Consider the following 15,908-nt stretch of genomic DNA (forward strand, 5'->3'; position numbering starts at 1 on the left):
ACGGAAAAGAGAGGAACCGACGAAGGAACCGCCTTACGACGACGTCTGAGCGAGCCGGTCAAGCACCCAGTCCCAGCGAATTACCTCCTGCTCCAGCCGTACGGCGGGTCCATGGACGTCGTCGCAGAGCGACCGGTACACCGATGTCTCGGCACTGTTCAGCCGCAGCAGTTCTGCCCGCACCGGAGATGACTCACTTACCCAGCGATCGCGGTGCGCGAGCAGTGTCGCGTCATCCATCAGGACGCTCGACACGTGCGGATGTACGGCACGCAATTGATCGAGGATCCGGTATCCGTGGGTGTCCAGGTCACCCCAGTACAGGACCTCACACTCGTGAAGCCACGCAGCTTCACGGATTGATGAGAAGCCATAGCCGGCTCCGAAGAGTGCCATTGTCCCGGGCCGGTGCGGCAGCGCGAGGAAGTTCACCAGATTCTCGGTCACGATGACGGTGCGGACCGGCAGACGCAGCGTTTTGAAGGCGGCGGCGGTCATCGTGATGTCCCTTGCGCTGCCCAGAGTGGGTGTGTTTTCGTCGAGCAGTCTGAAGCGAACAAGCTCCGGAGGGTGCATAAACCCATGACGCTGGGCAAAACGCGCTGCCGGAGTGCGCAGCGAAGCCGCTCCAAGGGACCCAAACTGGTCAGGACCGGACGACGGCTGCTCCAGCGTAATCGCCTTCCCAGCGTCGGCGTCGGCGTCAGCGTTGGCCTCGGTCTCGACCTCTACATCCGGCTGCCGGACATCTTCCTGCCTGGAGAGCTCGGAAGGTCGGGCATGCTCGCTGAGCACGCTCACCATCTCGTCGACCGTCTGGCGGTGGCGTTCAACGAACTTTGTGTGCACGCCCGGCAGGCTCAGTTGCCGAACGAAGAGGCCAGAAGCGGGATTCTCGAACAGCCACAGCGCAACCCGTCCGGCCGTGACTGCGGCGTCTTCAAGGCGTAGTAGTTCAAGTGGGCGCTTAACAGCCCACCGACGCAGCGCCGGCTCTACGACCCCGAGCTGTACGGTCAGTGCCAAGACCCGCGCCGCCTGTTTGGACTTGCCTGTGAAGGCGATTTCGTCCTCAACCCGTTCAAACACCGCGGCCGCCGGCACGCTGTTCGCTCCAATGGTCTTTCGACCTAGTTCGATCGTCTCTAGGGAGAAGTCACCTACTGCACCGAACAACTCCGCTGCCCATGCCTGCGCGGCCGGATACTGGTCGCGTAATTGGGCGGCTGTCGGCTTCTTCAAGGTACGACGGCGCGGGTAGGCGCCTGCAGGCTCCAACAATTCACGTAGCAGTAAACCCCGGTCCCAGGCAGTTGCCGACAGCCTGCGAAGGTCCGCGAGGCCGGTCCATTGAGAGTTACCCGGCACGCAAATCTCGCTCATCCCGGTACTCCTGGATGGTCATGTTGCGAAGTTGAGAGTCATCGCCGTTGGTATTCGCCACAAAGCCGACATGTGAGACGAAAGGTTCGATGACGTGGATCTTCTGAAGCGGAGTTACGATCAGCAGTTGCAGCTTCATGCGTTGGAAAAGCTCCAGGCCATAGCGCGCGGACTCGTCCGAACCCCGACCGAAGGCCTCATCAATTACCACAAACCGGAAGCTCCGACCGGAAGCTTTGCCTGCCCTGGTGACGGATCCCAATCCAAACTGAAACGCTAGCGCAGCCGCAAGAATCGTGTAGGCGAGCTTCTCTTTCTGTCCGCCGGATTTCCCGCCTGAATCGGTGAAGTGCTCATGCTCCTCCCCGGTTTCGGTCCATTTCTCCGATGCGGAGAAGGTGAACCAGTTTCGAACATCAGTGACTTTTGCCGTCCACTTCTCGTCGAGGGAGGTGTAACCCTCGCGTCCGCGGAACCGCTCGATCAAGCGCTCCACCTGTAGATATTTCTGCTCGGAGTACTGATCCTGATCGCTCAGGCTGCCCTCTGAACACGCGCGCAGGTCGATGCCGAACTGCCGGACATCGAGATCCGTGGTGGGTTGTTGTTCAAGCTGAATGTGCCGGCCCGGGTTGTATGGAATCCCGGCCAGCGAAAGGTTGATCTCATTGATGCGATTGACAATGTCCTGGCGGCGGCTGTCCAGGAAGGCGTTGAACGCCACCACTTCATGGATGGTGTTCTGGTTCAGCGACTCTTTGAAGTGTGACTCGAACCGCGGGAGGTCGTTGGTCACCAACTCTTCGAGCATCCGGTTGAAGTCGCCGGCGGATTCGAGCGCGGCATCTATCTCGACGGTCTCATTTGGATACTTGTTCCGGAAGTCCGCCATTCTGCGCACGGCGGATTCGGCCGCTGTAGCGATCCGCTTGGTCAGCGCGTCAATGCTGCCGGTGAGTTTGTTCCGGACAGTCGTTTCGACGCTGGCTGTGTTCTTGTAGGTCAGTGCAGTAGTCCCGAGTGCATCAGCGGTGAGCTTCCCGACGGCGGCCAGCACCTCGGCGTCGTCGGTTAACCGAGTGTCAGCGAGCACGGCACGACAATCCTCGATCGCCTCCGCGATGTCCCGGGCGGCGTTGTCGTTTGCGCCGACGCGCTGCTGCAGCTTGCCTGATTTTTCCTCAAGCCGATTCAGCTCAGCGGAGATTTCGGATTCCCGCCGGGTCAGCTGCTGCAGGATGTCGCTGGCCGATTCGAGGCTGGATTTCTCCTGTTTGAGATCCTCGATGGAGCGTGCGGTAGCCTGCCAGTTGATCTCGCCGAAGTCGGCGACTGAATCGATTGTGCCCAGGCGCTGGTTATGCCGTCCAAGTGCACCGAGGGACTCAGCGACCTTGTCCAGCCTGAACTTTACGCTGCTCCGTAGACCCTGAATCTCGTCCTTCTCGGCGCGGAAGCGGGCGATCTTGTCGTGGTTGTCCCAACCGAGCACATAGTTGCGCCGGTCGGTCAGGTCCTTGCGATCATCCTTCTCATGCCGGCCGCGGCCGCCCCTGAGCTGGCCGCTCATCGTGAGAGCACGTGGCCGGCGTCGAAAGTCCTCAAGCGACTCGCAGCAGAAGTAATCGAAGCGGCTGCTCAGTTCATCGAGCAGGAATTCACGGAAGGCGGTGCCCTGCTTCACCGCGATTTTCGCGGCCAGCGTTCCGGGTTCAGCAGCACGCGCGGCATATGAGCCGCCGACGCGGCGGTAGACCAGCCGCCCGCGCAGGTTATTACCGTCCACCCAGCTGCTTACCGCAGCATAATGCTCCTCCGGAACGAGGAGCGACAATGCGAAACCGCGCAGCGTTCGCTCCGCTGCGCCCTCCCATGCGCTTTCACCGTCGCGCACCCGAAGCAGCTCGCCGGCGTACGGGAGGGCGCCGTCGGAGATCCCTGTGCCCTCGCACAGACGACCGCGGAGATCCAGTTGGTTCGAAGGCAGCAGGTTTGAGCGCGACTGCAGGCTGAGAAGCTCAGCATCGATCCCGGTCAGCCGCTGACCGAGTTCCCTGCCCTCGATGGTGAGCTGGGTCAACGAGTCCTGCAGTTGCGCGTTGCTTGAGCGAAGATCCGATTCGACCTCGGCAAGGCGGACACGGTTACGATCAAAGAGCACCCGGTCTTCGGGTACTTGCAGGCCGAGGTCGGAGGCTGCTGCCGCATAGTTTTCAAAGCGCGCCCGCTGCTTCGTCAGCTCCCCGCCCAAACGGGAGACCTCAGCATCGATTGCCGCCAGCCGACCGCCGCCGTTGGACCGGATGTCCTCCTGTATGGCCGAGAGCTGGTGCCGCATCGAGGAGATCTCCGCGCTCAACGCGGTGCTGTCCTCCCGCAGCCGAAGCCCAACCTGCTTCAGCTCCTCCTGATGCTCAACGCTCAGCTGTAGCTTCCGGTCGGTGAACCATGGGTGCAGCTGGTCACGCTGTGCCCGCGCAAACCCCTCCTCGCGGCTTAGTTTCGTGTGCAGAGCAGAGCCCGCCCGGATCGGTTCGAGGAGAGCGATCTGGTCCTTGGCGCGCAGAACGGCGTCGTGTGCCTTCCGAAGGTCGTCGAAGTGGTGGATCAGGTTATCGATCCGGGCGTCGACGTCGTCGTCCTCCAGCATGTTGGTGCGCACAAAGGAGGTGATGTTCTCCACCTGCTTCATTGACACCGTGCGATGAAACAGCTCCATGGCCTGGTTGCCGCTGATACCGAACTGCCGCTTGAAGGCGGCCGCGTAGGGGTCGAAGGAATCGTGCACCACGGCTCCGGCCGTTCGGAGCTTCTTCTTGAGCTTCGCCGGCTCCTGGCCGAAGTTCGCGAAATCCTGAGCGATGGTTTGATCAGTCTCCGCCAGGGAATAGAAGCGGTTCGGCTGCCCGGCTTCCTGGGTTGCCCACAGAGTGATCGCCAGGCTCACTGATTTGTTCAGCTGAGCGTTGAAGAAGACTCCCAGCACCACAGTAAGTGTGCCTGTCGTGCGCAGGGCAACGGGCTTTGAATATTCGCCCGCGGTGCTGCGCGTGCTCTTGTGGAAGCCGCGCACGTACGACATCAAGGTGCGTTCCTTTTTCTGCGCACCGGCGGCCTTGTTGTAATCGATGCGGTTGGCGGGCAGCAAAAGGGTTGTGATCGCGTCAACCACGGTTGATTTACCGGATCCGATGTCGCCGGTGAGCAGGCTGTTCGCTCCGTCGAGGCGGAAGGTCCGGACACCCTCGTGGAACGTTCCCCAGTTCAGCAACTCGAGGCGTTGCAGCCGGAAGCCTGGGGGAGTGCCGCCGTCGTCGGTTGGTTCGTCAAGGCTGAAGAGGCTGTCCTGCAGGTCAGTCGTCATGAGCCGCACCTTCCCGAGATTCCAGCACGTTCGTTCCGGCAAGGGATGCCCGGTAGTCGGCAAGCCGCGCGTCGAACTCCTCAAGCCACTGCGCGTCCACGAATGCCTTGAGGATCCTTGCAACCTCATAGGTTCCGGGCTGGCCGCGCATCTTCCGTAGGAAACCCAGCTCAATAACCTTCTTGATATCGGTGCTCAGCCGGTCGAGGACACGGGCCTCGTTGCTTGACTCCGGTAGGAACACCGAGACCATGTCCGCGATGTCCTGTTCGGTCATGATCAGGCGGACTTCGCTGCTGTTGGTGTCGAACTCCAGCATCCGGCCGCGCAGCAGAGCCAGCAGCAGACTAACGTTGAAAGTCAGCTGACGGCGCGGGATCAGCCGCGGAAGCGCGCCGTCAGGGTCTTCTCTCGACCGGAGGAACGCATAGCCCTCCGCCTCGTCCAGAATGAGGTCCAGCCCGAGCACAGCGACATAATCACGCACATGGGAGGTCAGCTCCACCAGTGACTGCCAGGTCTTCTCGTCCGCTTCTGCGTACACAACACCCTTGAAGAGCCGGGTGACGACGCCGGGCAACTCCTCGGGCGTTTGGCTGTCTGTTTCGATGCTCATGCGGGCCTTACGAAGATGATCTGGTCAATGGTGGCTTCACGAATACTTCCATCCGGAAGGGCCCAAGACAGTTGTTGAGAAGATCCGGCGTCGATCGTTGCCCAGGCTGATTCGGTTGCCAGCTGATAGTACGCCACGATTTCGGCCAGCCCCTGCGACAGCGGATAGGCGTCGGTGATCTCCATCAGGCTAGCCTGGTCTGTGTCCGACAGCACGGCATCGATCTGAGAGATGAGGCGGTCCTTGTCCACATGGAACTGATTGAACAGGGAAGCGGCGTCGAGGTCGGCGTCGTCCGCGGTCACGATCGCGTCGTCCAGCAGAACCCGACGGCTCGGTTCGTAGAGCGGGCGCTCGAAGGGAAGGGCGACGTCCACGCTGGGTGCTGCGATGTCGATGAACGTGCCCGACGGCGGTTTGCCGCGCGTTTCCAGCGCTCCGGATTCGATACCGCGGATCAGCTGCATGATGCGCTTGTTCTCGAGAAATACCTTGTCGTCCAGGAGTCGGCGCATCTGCTGGGAGAGCTGACGGACGGTCATCTGGGTCTGCTCGACGGCGGGTAGCCAGTCCTGGTGCAGATTGGCCACAGCGTGCACGTTGTCCAGCTGCGAGAGAGCTTCGATCTGGGTGGCGCGCTCGAGCAGATCCCGCAATTCGGTGCGCAGCTGCGGCGACATGAGGTAGTCCCAGAATCCCTGGAACGTTCGGCCCTGCAGGGAACTGCTGATGTCCTGCTGGTTCGCGAAGATGGACTCCAGGAGGTCGCCCTGGCTACCGTCCCACGTTGCTATTTGCTCGCGCACCTGACGATCGAGTTTACGGAAGTTCTGCTCTACCTCCCGGAAGTCTGCGAGCAGGTCCCGCGCGAGTGCCGTCAGTTGCTGAAAGTGGTCCAATGCCTCCGGTGCGCTCATCACTGAGATTTTGCCGCCGCGGATACGCTCCATCTCGGTGTCGATCTCATCCCGCTGGCGTTGCAGTTCCGCAAGGCGTTCGTCCGGGTCAGTTTCGGATTGCTGGACGAGCTGCTTGAGGACTGCGAAGATGCTGGTCAGCCGCGACTGGGTGGCGACGAAATCTCTGCCCCGCAGGCTCTCCACCCATCGGACAACGTTCTCGGCGGCGGCCGTCAGATCGTACCGCGGTTCGTCCTGATTGGTGACGTAGTACTTCCGGAGCCATGCTCTTTCCGGTGCTGCCCAATCATCCAGATACTCCGGGGCGGGCCGTGGAAAGCTCTCCTCGCCGAGGGATTCCCTGAGTCCGAACAGTACGTCGTCCAGGATGTCCACGAGTTGCTGGCGCCCTAGGTTGCGCTGATTCGGTCCCGTAAACGCTGTCATGAAGAAGGCAATGGCCAGCGGGGCGTTTTGGGCACGAAGAAGGGACCATGCTGGGTGATTGTCACGCAGCGAAGCAATCGCGTGAAAGTCCATCCGATCCTAAACGTCGGTGAGCTGTGAGCTTGTGCGGGTTCTGATCTATGGTAGGACACGGCCTGCGGAACGGACGCCCTGCAGGGCTATTCGCCGGCCCGGTTAGCCCGCGCCCACGGGTCGTAGTCGACTTCGAGCGGTTCCTGCGCCGGCCGCTCAGCCTCAGGCACGTGCTGCAGATTTATCCGGACCCGATACCAGAGCGAACTCGACCCACGCATGCCGTCCACGAGAACGTCGGCCGGAGCCAGCGACCCGACCACCTCCGGATGCCGGCCCTTCCACCGCTCAAGTCCCTCGAGTGCTTCGGGCTTCGTCTTTGCACGGGCAATCTCAATGAGCGGCATGGTCGACTGCCGCCTTCCTGAACCGACTCCGGAACGCGGTGGTTTCTCGGCCGGCCCAAGCTCGTCAGCGAGTGCGAGCAGGGCGTCCAGTTGGCCGGCGTCGTCGTCAATCCCGGCGTGTGGGTCGCCAAGGCGCGCGAACCGCTCAAGCACTGTCGGCACAGTGAACTGCTCCGGGCGCGCTTGGGGAACCTCATTCCAGCCAAGGGGCGTGGAGACCCGGGCGTCCGCCAGCGGGCGGATCGAGTAGGCCGATGCCACCGTCCGGTCCTTTGCGTTCTGGTTGAAGTCCACGAAGACGCTTTCTCCGCGCTCCTCCTTCCACCAGCGTGCGGTGGCGAGCCCGGGTGCCCGGCCCTCCACCTCGCGTGCGAACGTCTCGGCGGCAAGGCGCACCTGCCGGTAGTCCCAGCGGGGCTCGATGCGCACGAGAATGTGCATGCCGCGCGACCCCGAGGTTTTCGGCCAGCCGACGAGGCCGACGTCGTCGAGCACCTCACGCGCGATCATCGCGACGTCGACAATCTGCGCCCAGGCAACGCCCGGCATGGGATCGAGGTCGATGCGAAGCTCGTCGGGATGGTCGAGGTCACCGGCGCGAACCGGGTGCGGGTTGAGGTCGAGGCAGCCGAGGTTCACCACCCAGGCCAGGGCCGCGGCGTCGTTCACGACCACCTCTTCCGCCGAGTTACCCGAGGCATAGTGCAGCGTTGCGGTCTCGATCCACTCCGGCCGTTTCTCGGGAGCCCGCTTCTGGAAGAACGCCTCCTCTTCGATCCCCTTCACGAACCGCTTCAGGACCATCGGCCTGTCGCCGACACCGCGCAGCGCACCGTCGGCGACCGCAAGGTAGTAGCGAACCAGGTCCAACTTGGTGAGGCCGGACTTTGGAAACACGATCTTGGCGGGGTTGCTGACGCGCACCTCACGCCCTTCAATCTCGAGGAGTTCGGCGCTGTTCTTCGCGGGAGTCACACCATCACCAAAGCACAAGGGCGTGCCGGGCGGAACCCCACGACCGCTTGACCAGACCCATCGAGGGGGCGGAAATAACGTGTTCCGGGCCGTGTCATGTCTCAGGACCTTGTAGACAGTTGATGTCTCAGGTCTTCGTGGACAGTTGATGTCTCAGAGCTTTGTAACAGTTGCTGTTGGTGGGGGTGTTGTTTGGCTGTGAGATGCCTGTCTTTACCGGGTTGCGCTTACGTTTCCGGACGGCGGCGGCTGGGTCGGCGTTGATGCCGGCGGGTTTGCCGTTGCCGACGTAGCGGGTTCCTTTCATCGGTCTGGGATGGCTGATGATCTCGACGCCTCGGGCATCGAAGAATACAATTTCGAGATTCGTATAGATGATGTGCACGGTTGTTCCGATGTGCTCCTTACCCATCCGGAAGCGAGTGCTGTTGACGGTTACGTTCCCCGTGAGGTTCACCGTGCGACAGATGCTTTTTTCCTCAGAGATCGCAGCCGGCACGGGTGGGGTTGGTGCCGGCGCGAGAGGTGTGGCCTCCCAGGCCTCCTGCGGGGTCATGCCTGGAGGAAGTGCCTGGTGGACCCGTTCGGTGTTGTAGTAACGATCGAAGGCATCGACCTGCGCTTGAAGATCGACCATGGTTTCCGCCGGTGGTTGCCGGTGAAGATACTTATGCAGGGTCTGATGGAAGCGTTCGTTCTTGCCCTGGGTGGTCGGCTTGCCGGGTTTACCGGTGATCGGGTCCACCCCGAGGGCTTTGAGGAAATCGACCAGGGCACCGCGTACGCCGCGCCGGGTCGGATTCAGTGCAGCACCGTTATCGGAGAGGAATTTCTGCGGTACGCCGTGACGTTCGATCGCGATCGTCACGACCGCGATCGCGGCTTCACTGGTCTCTCCGGGAGCGACCAGTGAGGCCACGGCCAGACGCGAATGATCGTCTTCGAGTTGGAAGATTCCCACTTTCTTACCGCAGGCCAGAACCCATTCCGTGCAGTCGATCTGCCAGCATGCGTTCGGCTGTGGGTAGGTGAACCGCTTGTAGGAGCTGCGCGGTCGTTTCCGCGGTTGCGGGACCACAACACCTGCTTGTGTGAAGATGCGTGCCACAGTCGCCCGGGAGGGAGGCTCAAAGCCTTGCCTGGTGAGCTTAGCGATCACCGACAACGGCCCGTGATCAAACCCCTTCTCGAGAAGATGTGCCCGGGTCGTCAGTAGCAGCTCGATCATCGCCGACGGAGTCGCACCGGGTGTGCTCAGCGGGATAGGTGGTTTCTTCTCCAACGCCTTGATCGGACCAACCTTCGCCGCCGCTGCGCGGACCTGGTAGAACCAACCCCGCGATACGTTGTGCCTCCTGCAGAACGCCGTCACCGCCCCGCGTGGAGCATCATCGGGCCACGTCGCGACAGCATGACGGATCTTGATATCGGGCTGAGAATTGCTCATTCAATAGAGCGAACCCCGAACAAGTGTCCACGAAGCTCTGAGACATAGTGTCTACACAGACCCGAGACATAACTGTTCAATAAGAGGTGAGACTCCACAACGTGTTCCGGGCCGCGAAGGCGTTATTATTGGCCACTCGATTCAGGCTGCGCGCTGAGGCTCCGGCGTTACGCTTAGCCGCATGGGAATCTCCAGCACCAAGCTAACGACGACGACGGACCTCCGCGCGATTCAGCGCCGGACCGTCCGCGTGCTGATTCTCGGGCAGGTGCTGGGCGGGATCGGCATCGGGTCGACGCTCTCGATCGGCGCGGTGCTCGCAGCGAATATCGCCGGTTCGGAAGCACTTTCCGGTGCTGCCGCGACGCTCAGCACACTCGGCGCCGCGGCTAGTGCCATCCCGCTTGCCCGATTGGCGCAGCGGCTGGGGCGTCGCCCGGCGCTGGCTACCGGCGTCGTACTCTCGGCCTCCGGCTCCCTGGTGACCATCGGCGCGGCCGCCCTGTCCTCGTTTCCGCTGCTGCTGCTCGGGTTCGCGCTGCTCGGTGTCGGCACCGCCGTAAACCTGCAGTCGCGGTTCGCGGCCACGGATATCGCGAGCCCGGAGCACCGTGGACGCGACCTGTCGCTGGTTGTCTGGTTCACCACCATTGGGGCGGTGCTGGGTCCGAACCTGTTCGGTCCTGGCGAGGAGATCGCGGAGGCCTTCAACATGCCGCCGCTGACCGGTTCGTTTGTCATCGCCGTCGGCGCGCAGATCGCTGCCGCTGCGGTGTATCTGGTGGGGTTGCGGCCGGATCCCTACCTGCTTAGCCGCGATGCGCCGTCGGACGCGAGGAACGACGCCGCCCCGGGCCGGGTCCGCGGCAGGGGAGCGTTGACCTTCGCGATCGGTTCCATCGCGGCGAGCCACGCCGTGATGGTGTCGGTCATGGCGATGACGCCGGTCCATCTGGTCAACCACGGCGTCACGCTGACGATCGTCGGCCTCACCATCAGCCTCCACATCGCGGGGATGTTCGCGTTGTCGCCGGTGTTCGGTTGGATGAGCGACAGGTTGGGACGCGTGGGTACCATCCTGATCGGGCAGGCACTCTTCGCTGTTTCGCTAACCGTTGTGGCCTTCGGCGAAGAGGATCCGGTGCTGGTGACGGTGGGGCTGATTTTCCTTGGGCTCGGTTGGAGCGCGTCCACGGTATCCGGTTCGGCGTTCGTTGCGGATCTTGCCACCGGCGCGGCCCGGGCTCGAATCCAGGGCCGCACCGACCTCATCATGAATCTCGCCGGCGCAGTCGGCGGGGCGGCCGCAGGTTTTGTCTTGGCATGGGTTGGCTACTCGGGCCTGGCGTGGGCGGCAGGGGTGCTGGTGCTCCTGATCGTGGCGGGCGCGACGACGATGCGCACCGCCCGCCCGCTGCCCGCCTGACCCCTCCCGCCTGGCCCTTCCGCCTGGCCCCGGCGTTGAGTGCTCAGATAATGCCTCTTTGCAGTGCGCTTTCGGCGATTATCTAAGCACTCAGCGGAAGTTCAGGCCATGTCGGCGTAGCGCTTGGCCTGCGCGAGTGCGTCCCGCAACTGGCCGGCGTCGTAATCGGGGCCGTAGCCGGGGGTGTCGCGCTGGAAACGCCAGCCTTCGGCGAGTGGTCCGGCGTCGACAACATCGAACCCGAACTCGTCGATCAGCGCCGTGACGAGGCGCTTGGCGTCGTCGTCGTCCCCGGCGATCGGCAGGGCACGGCGGTTTGGTGTGCCGGCGGGTGTCGGGCGGCTGGTCAGCTCGCTGGCGTAGATGTTGTTGAACGCCTTGACGATGTGCGCGCCCGGAAGCTGCCGTTGGAGGAGTTCGCTGGTGGTCGTCGATTCGTCGTCGAGCTCGGCGATCTGCCCGTCACGCTGCGGGTAGTAGTTGTTGGTGTCGATGACGATCTTGCCGTCCAGCGGAGCGGCCGGCACGTCGCCGATGGCGTAAAGGGGGACAGTCACAACGACGACGTCGCCCGCTTCCGCCGCTTCCGTCACGGTGCCGGCACGGGCGTGGTCGCCGAGTTCGATGATCAACTCCCGCAGAGTCTCGGGGCCGCGGGAATTGCTCATGACAACGTCGTAGCCGCTGCGGACCGCGAGACGCGCCAGTTGGGAGCCGATGTTGCCGCTGCCGATGAAGCCGATGGTTTTCACGTTGGTATCCATGCGCAGTACAACCGGTTGGCTTCGGAGGTATTCCTGCACCAATGTGTTGGCTGTGTCACTGACTCTTCGAGCGGCGGTGTGCCTTATGCTTCGGGTACTTTGTCTCTATCGCATCGGGGAAATCGTGGCCAAGCCAAAACAGTCTGAATCGCCGGTCGTCACCGGGTTGATACTGCTCATCCTGGGAGGTGTCATCACCTTCTTCGCGGTGCGCGGAGCTTCTGACAGCCTCGTCCCGGACAATACAGCCATATGGATTGGTATAGGTGCGGTTTGCTCCGTGGGTGGGCTCGTCTTGTTCGCGGTGGGTATCGCCCGCATTGCCCAGGGGGTGGATTACCTCGTCCGGGTTGCGCCGGAGGCTGCGGACGACCCGTACGAAGACGACGACGCCCTTAAACGGGCCAGTGAAAACTGAGCGCTACGTCTGAACAAGCGTGGCGAAGACAACGTAATTATCGGTGAACGTCCCTGAGACGGGGTCATACCCACCGCAGGTGATGAGGCGCAGTTCGGCACCTTCGGTGTTGCCATACACAGTCTGCGTTGGGAAGTTGCTCTTCGAGTACTGCTCTCCGTGGTCGACTGCGAATACAGCTACGGAGCCGTCCTCACGGGTAATTTCGATGAGATCGCCGGGCTTGAGTTGCTCGATCCAGGCGAAGACTCCCGGCCCTCCATCGCTTGCGTTGACATGTCCGATGAGCACGGAAGGGCCGCGCTCGCCAGGAGTCGGCGAGTTTCGGTACCAGGCCGCGGATGAGCCTGGCTCTCCCGGCGGGACTTCGAGTGATCCGTTGTCTTGTAGGCCTAGATGAAGCAGCCCGGGCCGGACACCGTGTACGGGCATCGAGAGCGAGACAGGCACGGAAGCCGCGAGAACGGGGGAAGCTGCCTCCGACTGAGCGTCGGGCTTCGCGGGTGGCGCTGATGACACGGGTGCCGGAGTTGTCGGCCGGGGTGGATCAGGTTTGGGTGGCTTCTTCCGGACAACTTCAGCGGGAGATGTAACGCTGAAAGTCGGTTGGCCGTCGGCGGAAGATTGCGCGGCTCCCGATGCAGCGCACCCGGTGACAAGCAGCAACGGGACCGCTGTAGAAGCCAGCAGGTTTCTACAGCGGTCCCGAAAGAAGCTAGTCATGTATGCGAAAGTGCTCGATCCTTGGTTCGGATTATGACTAGCTGGCGCCCCGACGACGGACGATGTACGCGCCAGCCCCGGCAACCGCTAGAAGCAGGCCGCTGCCTAGAGCGAGTGCTCCAGTGTTGTCCGCGGGGTTCTGAGCGACTCCGGTGTCCACTCCGCCGACGGGCATGGGCATAACTTGGGGTGGTGTAGTGGGAGGCGGTGCAGGCTCCAGGTGTGGAGTAACTAAAGCCGGGTTGTACGCCGGTGTTCCGGCGGCGTCGCAGCCGAATCCGTCGTCATCCGCATCAAGGTGAGACCCGTACGCCGGTGATTCTCTTGGGATGTTGTAAACGCCGGCTGCGGCTGCGGCATCGCAATTCGGAAACGGGAGGTGCGCCGCATTTGCCGGCGCAGCCGACAACACTGCAAATCCTGCTGCCGCTGTAACAGCAAAACCCATTGTTGCTTTTTTCATCATGGTTTCCCCTCATGCTGGTGTGATGTGGAATACACGAGGCTAGGTGGCTCTCTCGAGTCGGGTCAAGGAGTTATCCACAGATTTTCCCGCCTTCAAGAAATTAAATGTTTGTTGTGTTATGAACCGTTCCCGTACGCTTTCGGAACCACCACTCGTACAGGGGCTCACATGAATCATCCGCCGCTACCTCCTGCCCAAAAACCGGCTCAACAGGGCAAAGCCAAGGCGTCAACGCTGGTCGTTGCTGGCTTTGGATTATTTCTGATCGTTATAGGCCTCATCGCGGGCGGCGCCGGGGGCGCCATCGTTATGGCCGCCATGCTTGCCCTGTTCACAGGCCTTTACACCCTGCTGACCGGACGCGGTTCGTGGGCACGTTTGGCCGGACGTAAGGCGGGATCGATAGTCGCGGTGGCCAGTGTCGTCGCAGTGATCGTTGGCGGCACCCTGTTGCCGCCCGCCAATGACACCGTCCCCACCGCGACCGCCGAGCAAACAGAAAACGCGGAGCCGTCGAGCGCGCCCAGTGAGTCCGCAACAGCCAGCCCCAGCGCGCCTGCGACACCGAAGCCGAAGCCCTCTCCCGACGTCGCACCTCTTGAAGGCGATGAGATCGCCGAGCCCGACGGCGACGCGCATGCTCCCCAGGACCAGCCGAAGTACGGCGTAAAGGCGCTCGCCCTACTCGAGACGCTGCCGATCAAGGGCCGTGCCCCAAAAACGGGATACGACCGGGACCAGTTCGGCCAGGCATGGCTCGACGTCGACCGCAACGGCTGCGACACGCGAAACGACATGCTGAACCGGGACCTGCACGACATCGTCCACGCCAATTCGGTTCCCTGCAAGGTTGGTTCCGGCACTCTGGATGACCCCTACACCGGCACCACCATTCCGTTTGTTCGCGGGCAGGATACGAGCATTGACGTCCAGATTGACCACGTGGTTGCGCTTGCTGACGCCTGGCAGAAGGGAGCGCAGCAGTTGACGGTCGAGCAGCGCATCGCCTTCGCCAATGATCCGCAAAACCTCCAATCGACAGACGGGCCCACCAACGCTCAAAAAGGCGCAGGCGATGCCGCCACCTGGCTCCCGCCCAATCGCGGGTACCGCTGCGAATACGTTGCGCGACAGATTTCGGTGAAAGCCACCAACGAACTGTGGGTCACCCGGGCAGAGTACGACGCCATGACTCGCGTTCTCTCCGACTGCGCCGACATGATGGCGCCGACAAACCAGCCTTCGCCTACACCGAGTCCGGAACCGGAACCTGCTCCGGATCCCGCACCGGAACCGGTTATCGAGCATCCCGTCTTCGCGAACTGCGAGGAAGCTTTCCTTGCAGGCGCGGCGCCGCTGTACCTCGGCGGTCCCGGATACAGTCCAGATCTCGACGGCGATTCCGACGGCGTCGCATGTGAAACAGCGCCTGCTCCTGCTCCAGTGCCCGTCCCTGCGCCCGCTCCCGCTCCTGCACCGGCGCCCCCGGCCGATGTCTATTACGAGAACTGCGCTGCCGCGCGTGCTGCTGGAGCAGCGCCCGTTTATGAGGGCCAGCCTGGGTACGCGCCGCATCTGGACGGTAACAGCGACGGGGTGGGCTGCGAGTAGCTTTTGCAGCCCACCCGGCTGGGGCGATATGTCTTTTCTCGAAGTGCCTTCGCTGCAGGCATTGCATGCGTTGAGAGCAGTGCAGTCGTTCCGCGAAAGAAGGTACCCCGTCCCGACGAGCGATTGCGTACGCCGGTCGGCAGGAAACTGGTCGACAACGACGCCGCCCTCTGGGACTACCTCGTCATGCACATCGCGCGTCCCGGAAGGGACGCCGCGGAACTGGTGAACGCCGTCGTCGTGCCCTGGCTGGTGGGTCACGAGACTCCGGCGCGCGAACAGCGGCCTGAGATTGTGGCTGAGATCCTGAACGCGAGCGGCTTTCGTGTTGATGGCGGACGCATTTCGGCCACTGATGGACGCATCCTCATTCGCGACACCATGCGCACCCTGGAGTGCCTGAACGTGCTCAGAAGCGTCGAGGTCATGGAGGACCCAGACAAATTATCCGACGGCGGAAAACAGTTCCTCTTCGAAGTCCAACGCAAGCAGCACAAGCGCGAACCTCAAAGCCGACCTTGCCCCACGGCAGGCGCCCTCGGAATACTGGAGGGACCATCAGGGAAGCGCAGGTAGCCATGAATGAGAACAGCGCACGTGCCCGCCGAATGCAGCGAGTGGCTGAATACCGTTCCGCCAGACGGTCGGGCAGCGACGCCGCCGAGGCGCAGGAACAGGTCGACGACGACGAAGAGGGCAGCGCTCCCATCACCGACTTCGCTGCCAAGGCCGATTTCGAAATCCGGCAAGCCACCGCCCGCGGCGACTTCGACAACCTCAAGTACGCCGGCAAACCGATACCAGGGCTGGGTGCCACGCTAGATGAGTGAGTCCTAATGGTCGTAGGCGATGAGGGATCGTTTGTTGAGCGCTCCGGTGAGCCAGTTGTGCCAGATGCCGGCGGCGAGGGCCAGTAGCCGTGCCGCGAC

Annotated in this window: 14 protein-coding genes and 1 pseudogene; 5 read left to right on the forward strand and 10 right to left on the reverse strand. The window is 62.6% G+C overall.

What is annotated here, in order from left to right; translation table 11 throughout:
* Window positions 1–33: 33 nt before the first annotated feature.
* The 6 genes from ACX80C_RS14250 to ACX80C_RS14275 all read right to left on the reverse strand — a co-directional run bounded on the left by ACX80C_RS14250 (window position 34) and on the right by ACX80C_RS14275 (window position 9,571).
* Window positions 34–1,383: a Wadjet anti-phage system protein JetD domain-containing protein gene (locus ACX80C_RS14250; protein ID WP_459327111.1), complete on the reverse strand. Its 1,350-nt coding sequence runs from the start codon at window positions 1,381–1,383 to the stop codon at window positions 34–36.
* Window positions 1,358–4,747 carry an ATP-binding protein gene (locus ACX80C_RS14255; RefSeq protein ID WP_459327112.1) on the reverse strand — a complete coding sequence of 1,130 codons (3,390 nt, stop codon included), beginning with the start codon at window positions 4,745–4,747 and terminating at the stop codon, window positions 1,358–1,360. The genes ACX80C_RS14250 and ACX80C_RS14255 overlap by 26 nt, the downstream gene beginning before the upstream one ends.
* On the reverse strand, window positions 4,737–5,363 hold the full coding sequence (locus ACX80C_RS14260) for a DUF4194 domain-containing protein (RefSeq protein ID WP_459327113.1): 627 nt from the start codon (window positions 5,361–5,363) through the stop codon (window positions 4,737–4,739). The genes ACX80C_RS14255 and ACX80C_RS14260 overlap by 11 nt, the downstream gene beginning before the upstream one ends.
* Complete coding sequence (locus tag ACX80C_RS14265; protein WP_459327114.1) at window positions 5,360–6,802, reverse strand: DUF3375 domain-containing protein; 1,443 nt, start codon at window positions 6,800–6,802, stop codon at window positions 5,360–5,362. The genes ACX80C_RS14260 and ACX80C_RS14265 overlap by 4 nt, the downstream gene beginning before the upstream one ends.
* A gap of 86 nt (window positions 6,803–6,888) precedes the next feature.
* Entirely contained in the window at window positions 6,889–8,124 is a 1,236-nt protein-coding gene (gene ligD / locus ACX80C_RS14270) for a non-homologous end-joining DNA ligase (RefSeq protein ID WP_459327115.1), read from the reverse strand.
* Between the two features lie 127 nt (window positions 8,125–8,251).
* Window positions 8,252–9,571 carry an integrase core domain-containing protein gene (locus tag ACX80C_RS14275; protein ID WP_459327116.1) on the reverse strand — a complete coding sequence of 440 codons (1,320 nt, stop codon included), beginning with the start codon at window positions 9,569–9,571 and terminating at the stop codon, window positions 8,252–8,254.
* 181 nt (window positions 9,572–9,752) lie between these two features.
* Here ACX80C_RS14275 and ACX80C_RS14280 point away from each other — a divergent pair, with 181 nt between their 5' ends.
* A complete protein-coding gene (locus tag ACX80C_RS14280; RefSeq protein ID WP_459327117.1) occupies window positions 9,753–10,997 on the forward strand; it encodes an MFS transporter in 1,245 nt (414 codons plus the stop codon).
* A 101-nt stretch (window positions 10,998–11,098) separates the two neighbouring features.
* Here ACX80C_RS14280 and ACX80C_RS14285 read toward each other — a convergent pair whose 3' ends face one another.
* Window positions 11,099–11,848, reverse strand: a complete 750-nt coding sequence (locus tag ACX80C_RS14285; protein ID WP_459327127.1) for an NADPH-dependent F420 reductase — start codon at window positions 11,846–11,848, stop codon at window positions 11,099–11,101.
* Window positions 11,849–11,885: 37 nt separating this feature from the next.
* Here ACX80C_RS14285 and ACX80C_RS14290 point away from each other — a divergent pair, with 37 nt between their 5' ends.
* On the forward strand, window positions 11,886–12,179 hold the full coding sequence (locus ACX80C_RS14290; protein ID WP_459327118.1) for a hypothetical protein: 294 nt from the start codon (window positions 11,886–11,888) through the stop codon (window positions 12,177–12,179).
* Window positions 12,180–12,182: 3 nt separating this feature from the next.
* Here the strand turns inward: ACX80C_RS14290 and ACX80C_RS14295 are convergent, their stop codons facing one another.
* Both ACX80C_RS14295 and ACX80C_RS14300 read right to left on the reverse strand, forming a co-directional pair.
* Window positions 12,183–12,698, reverse strand: a complete 516-nt coding sequence (locus ACX80C_RS14295; protein WP_459327119.1) for a class F sortase — start codon at window positions 12,696–12,698, stop codon at window positions 12,183–12,185.
* 241 nt (window positions 12,699–12,939) lie between these two features.
* Window positions 12,940–13,368, reverse strand: a complete 429-nt coding sequence (locus ACX80C_RS14300) for an excalibur calcium-binding domain-containing protein (protein WP_459327120.1) — start codon at window positions 13,366–13,368, stop codon at window positions 12,940–12,942.
* A gap of 168 nt (window positions 13,369–13,536) precedes the next feature.
* On the opposite strand from ACX80C_RS14300, the gene ACX80C_RS14305 reads away from it, so the two are divergent.
* The 3 genes from ACX80C_RS14305 to ACX80C_RS14315 all read left to right on the forward strand — a co-directional run bounded on the left by ACX80C_RS14305 (window position 13,537) and on the right by ACX80C_RS14315 (window position 15,809).
* A complete protein-coding gene (locus ACX80C_RS14305) occupies window positions 13,537–14,979 on the forward strand; it encodes an excalibur calcium-binding domain-containing protein (protein ID WP_459327121.1) in 1,443 nt (480 codons plus the stop codon).
* Between the two features lie 123 nt (window positions 14,980–15,102).
* Window positions 15,103–15,555 carry a hypothetical protein gene (locus ACX80C_RS14310; RefSeq protein WP_459327122.1) on the forward strand — a complete coding sequence of 151 codons (453 nt, stop codon included), beginning with the start codon at window positions 15,103–15,105 and terminating at the stop codon, window positions 15,553–15,555.
* A gap of 2 nt (window positions 15,556–15,557) precedes the next feature.
* Window positions 15,558–15,809: a DnaJ family domain-containing protein gene (locus ACX80C_RS14315; protein ID WP_459327123.1), complete on the forward strand. Its 252-nt coding sequence runs from the start codon at window positions 15,558–15,560 to the stop codon at window positions 15,807–15,809.
* Between the two features lie 3 nt (window positions 15,810–15,812).
* Here the strand turns inward: ACX80C_RS14315 and ACX80C_RS14320 are convergent.
* Window positions 15,813–15,908, reverse strand: a pseudogene (locus ACX80C_RS14320) (IS982 family transposase); the annotation flags it as partial.

The organism is Arthrobacter tecti, from assembly GCF_054511355.1.

What these genes read in the sequence shown, in the direction of transcription:
- ACX80C_RS14250 (WP_459327111.1), bottom strand. Translation starts at nt 1,383, where the DNA reads ATGAGCGAGATTTGCGTGCCGGGTAACTCTCAATGGACCGGCCTCGCG.
- ACX80C_RS14255 (WP_459327112.1), bottom strand. Translation starts at nt 4,747, where the DNA reads ATGACGACTGACCTGCAGGACAGCCTCTTCAGCCTTGACGAACCAACC.
- ACX80C_RS14260 (WP_459327113.1), bottom strand. Translation starts at nt 5,363, where the DNA reads ATGAGCATCGAAACAGACAGCCAAACGCCCGAGGAGTTGCCCGGCGTC.
- ACX80C_RS14265 (WP_459327114.1), bottom strand. Translation starts at nt 6,802, where the DNA reads ATGGACTTTCACGCGATTGCTTCGCTGCGTGACAATCACCCAGCATGG.
- ACX80C_RS14275 (WP_459327116.1), bottom strand. Translation starts at nt 9,571, where the DNA reads ATGAGCAATTCTCAGCCCGATATCAAGATCCGTCATGCTGTCGCGACG.
- ACX80C_RS14280 (WP_459327117.1), top strand. Translation starts at nt 9,753, where the DNA reads ATGGGAATCTCCAGCACCAAGCTAACGACGACGACGGACCTCCGCGCG.
- ACX80C_RS14300 (WP_459327120.1), bottom strand. Translation starts at nt 13,368, where the DNA reads ATGATGAAAAAAGCAACAATGGGTTTTGCTGTTACAGCGGCAGCAGGA.
- ACX80C_RS14305 (WP_459327121.1), top strand. Translation starts at nt 13,537, where the DNA reads ATGAATCATCCGCCGCTACCTCCTGCCCAAAAACCGGCTCAACAGGGC.
- ACX80C_RS14315 (WP_459327123.1), top strand. Translation starts at nt 15,558, where the DNA reads ATGAATGAGAACAGCGCACGTGCCCGCCGAATGCAGCGAGTGGCTGAA.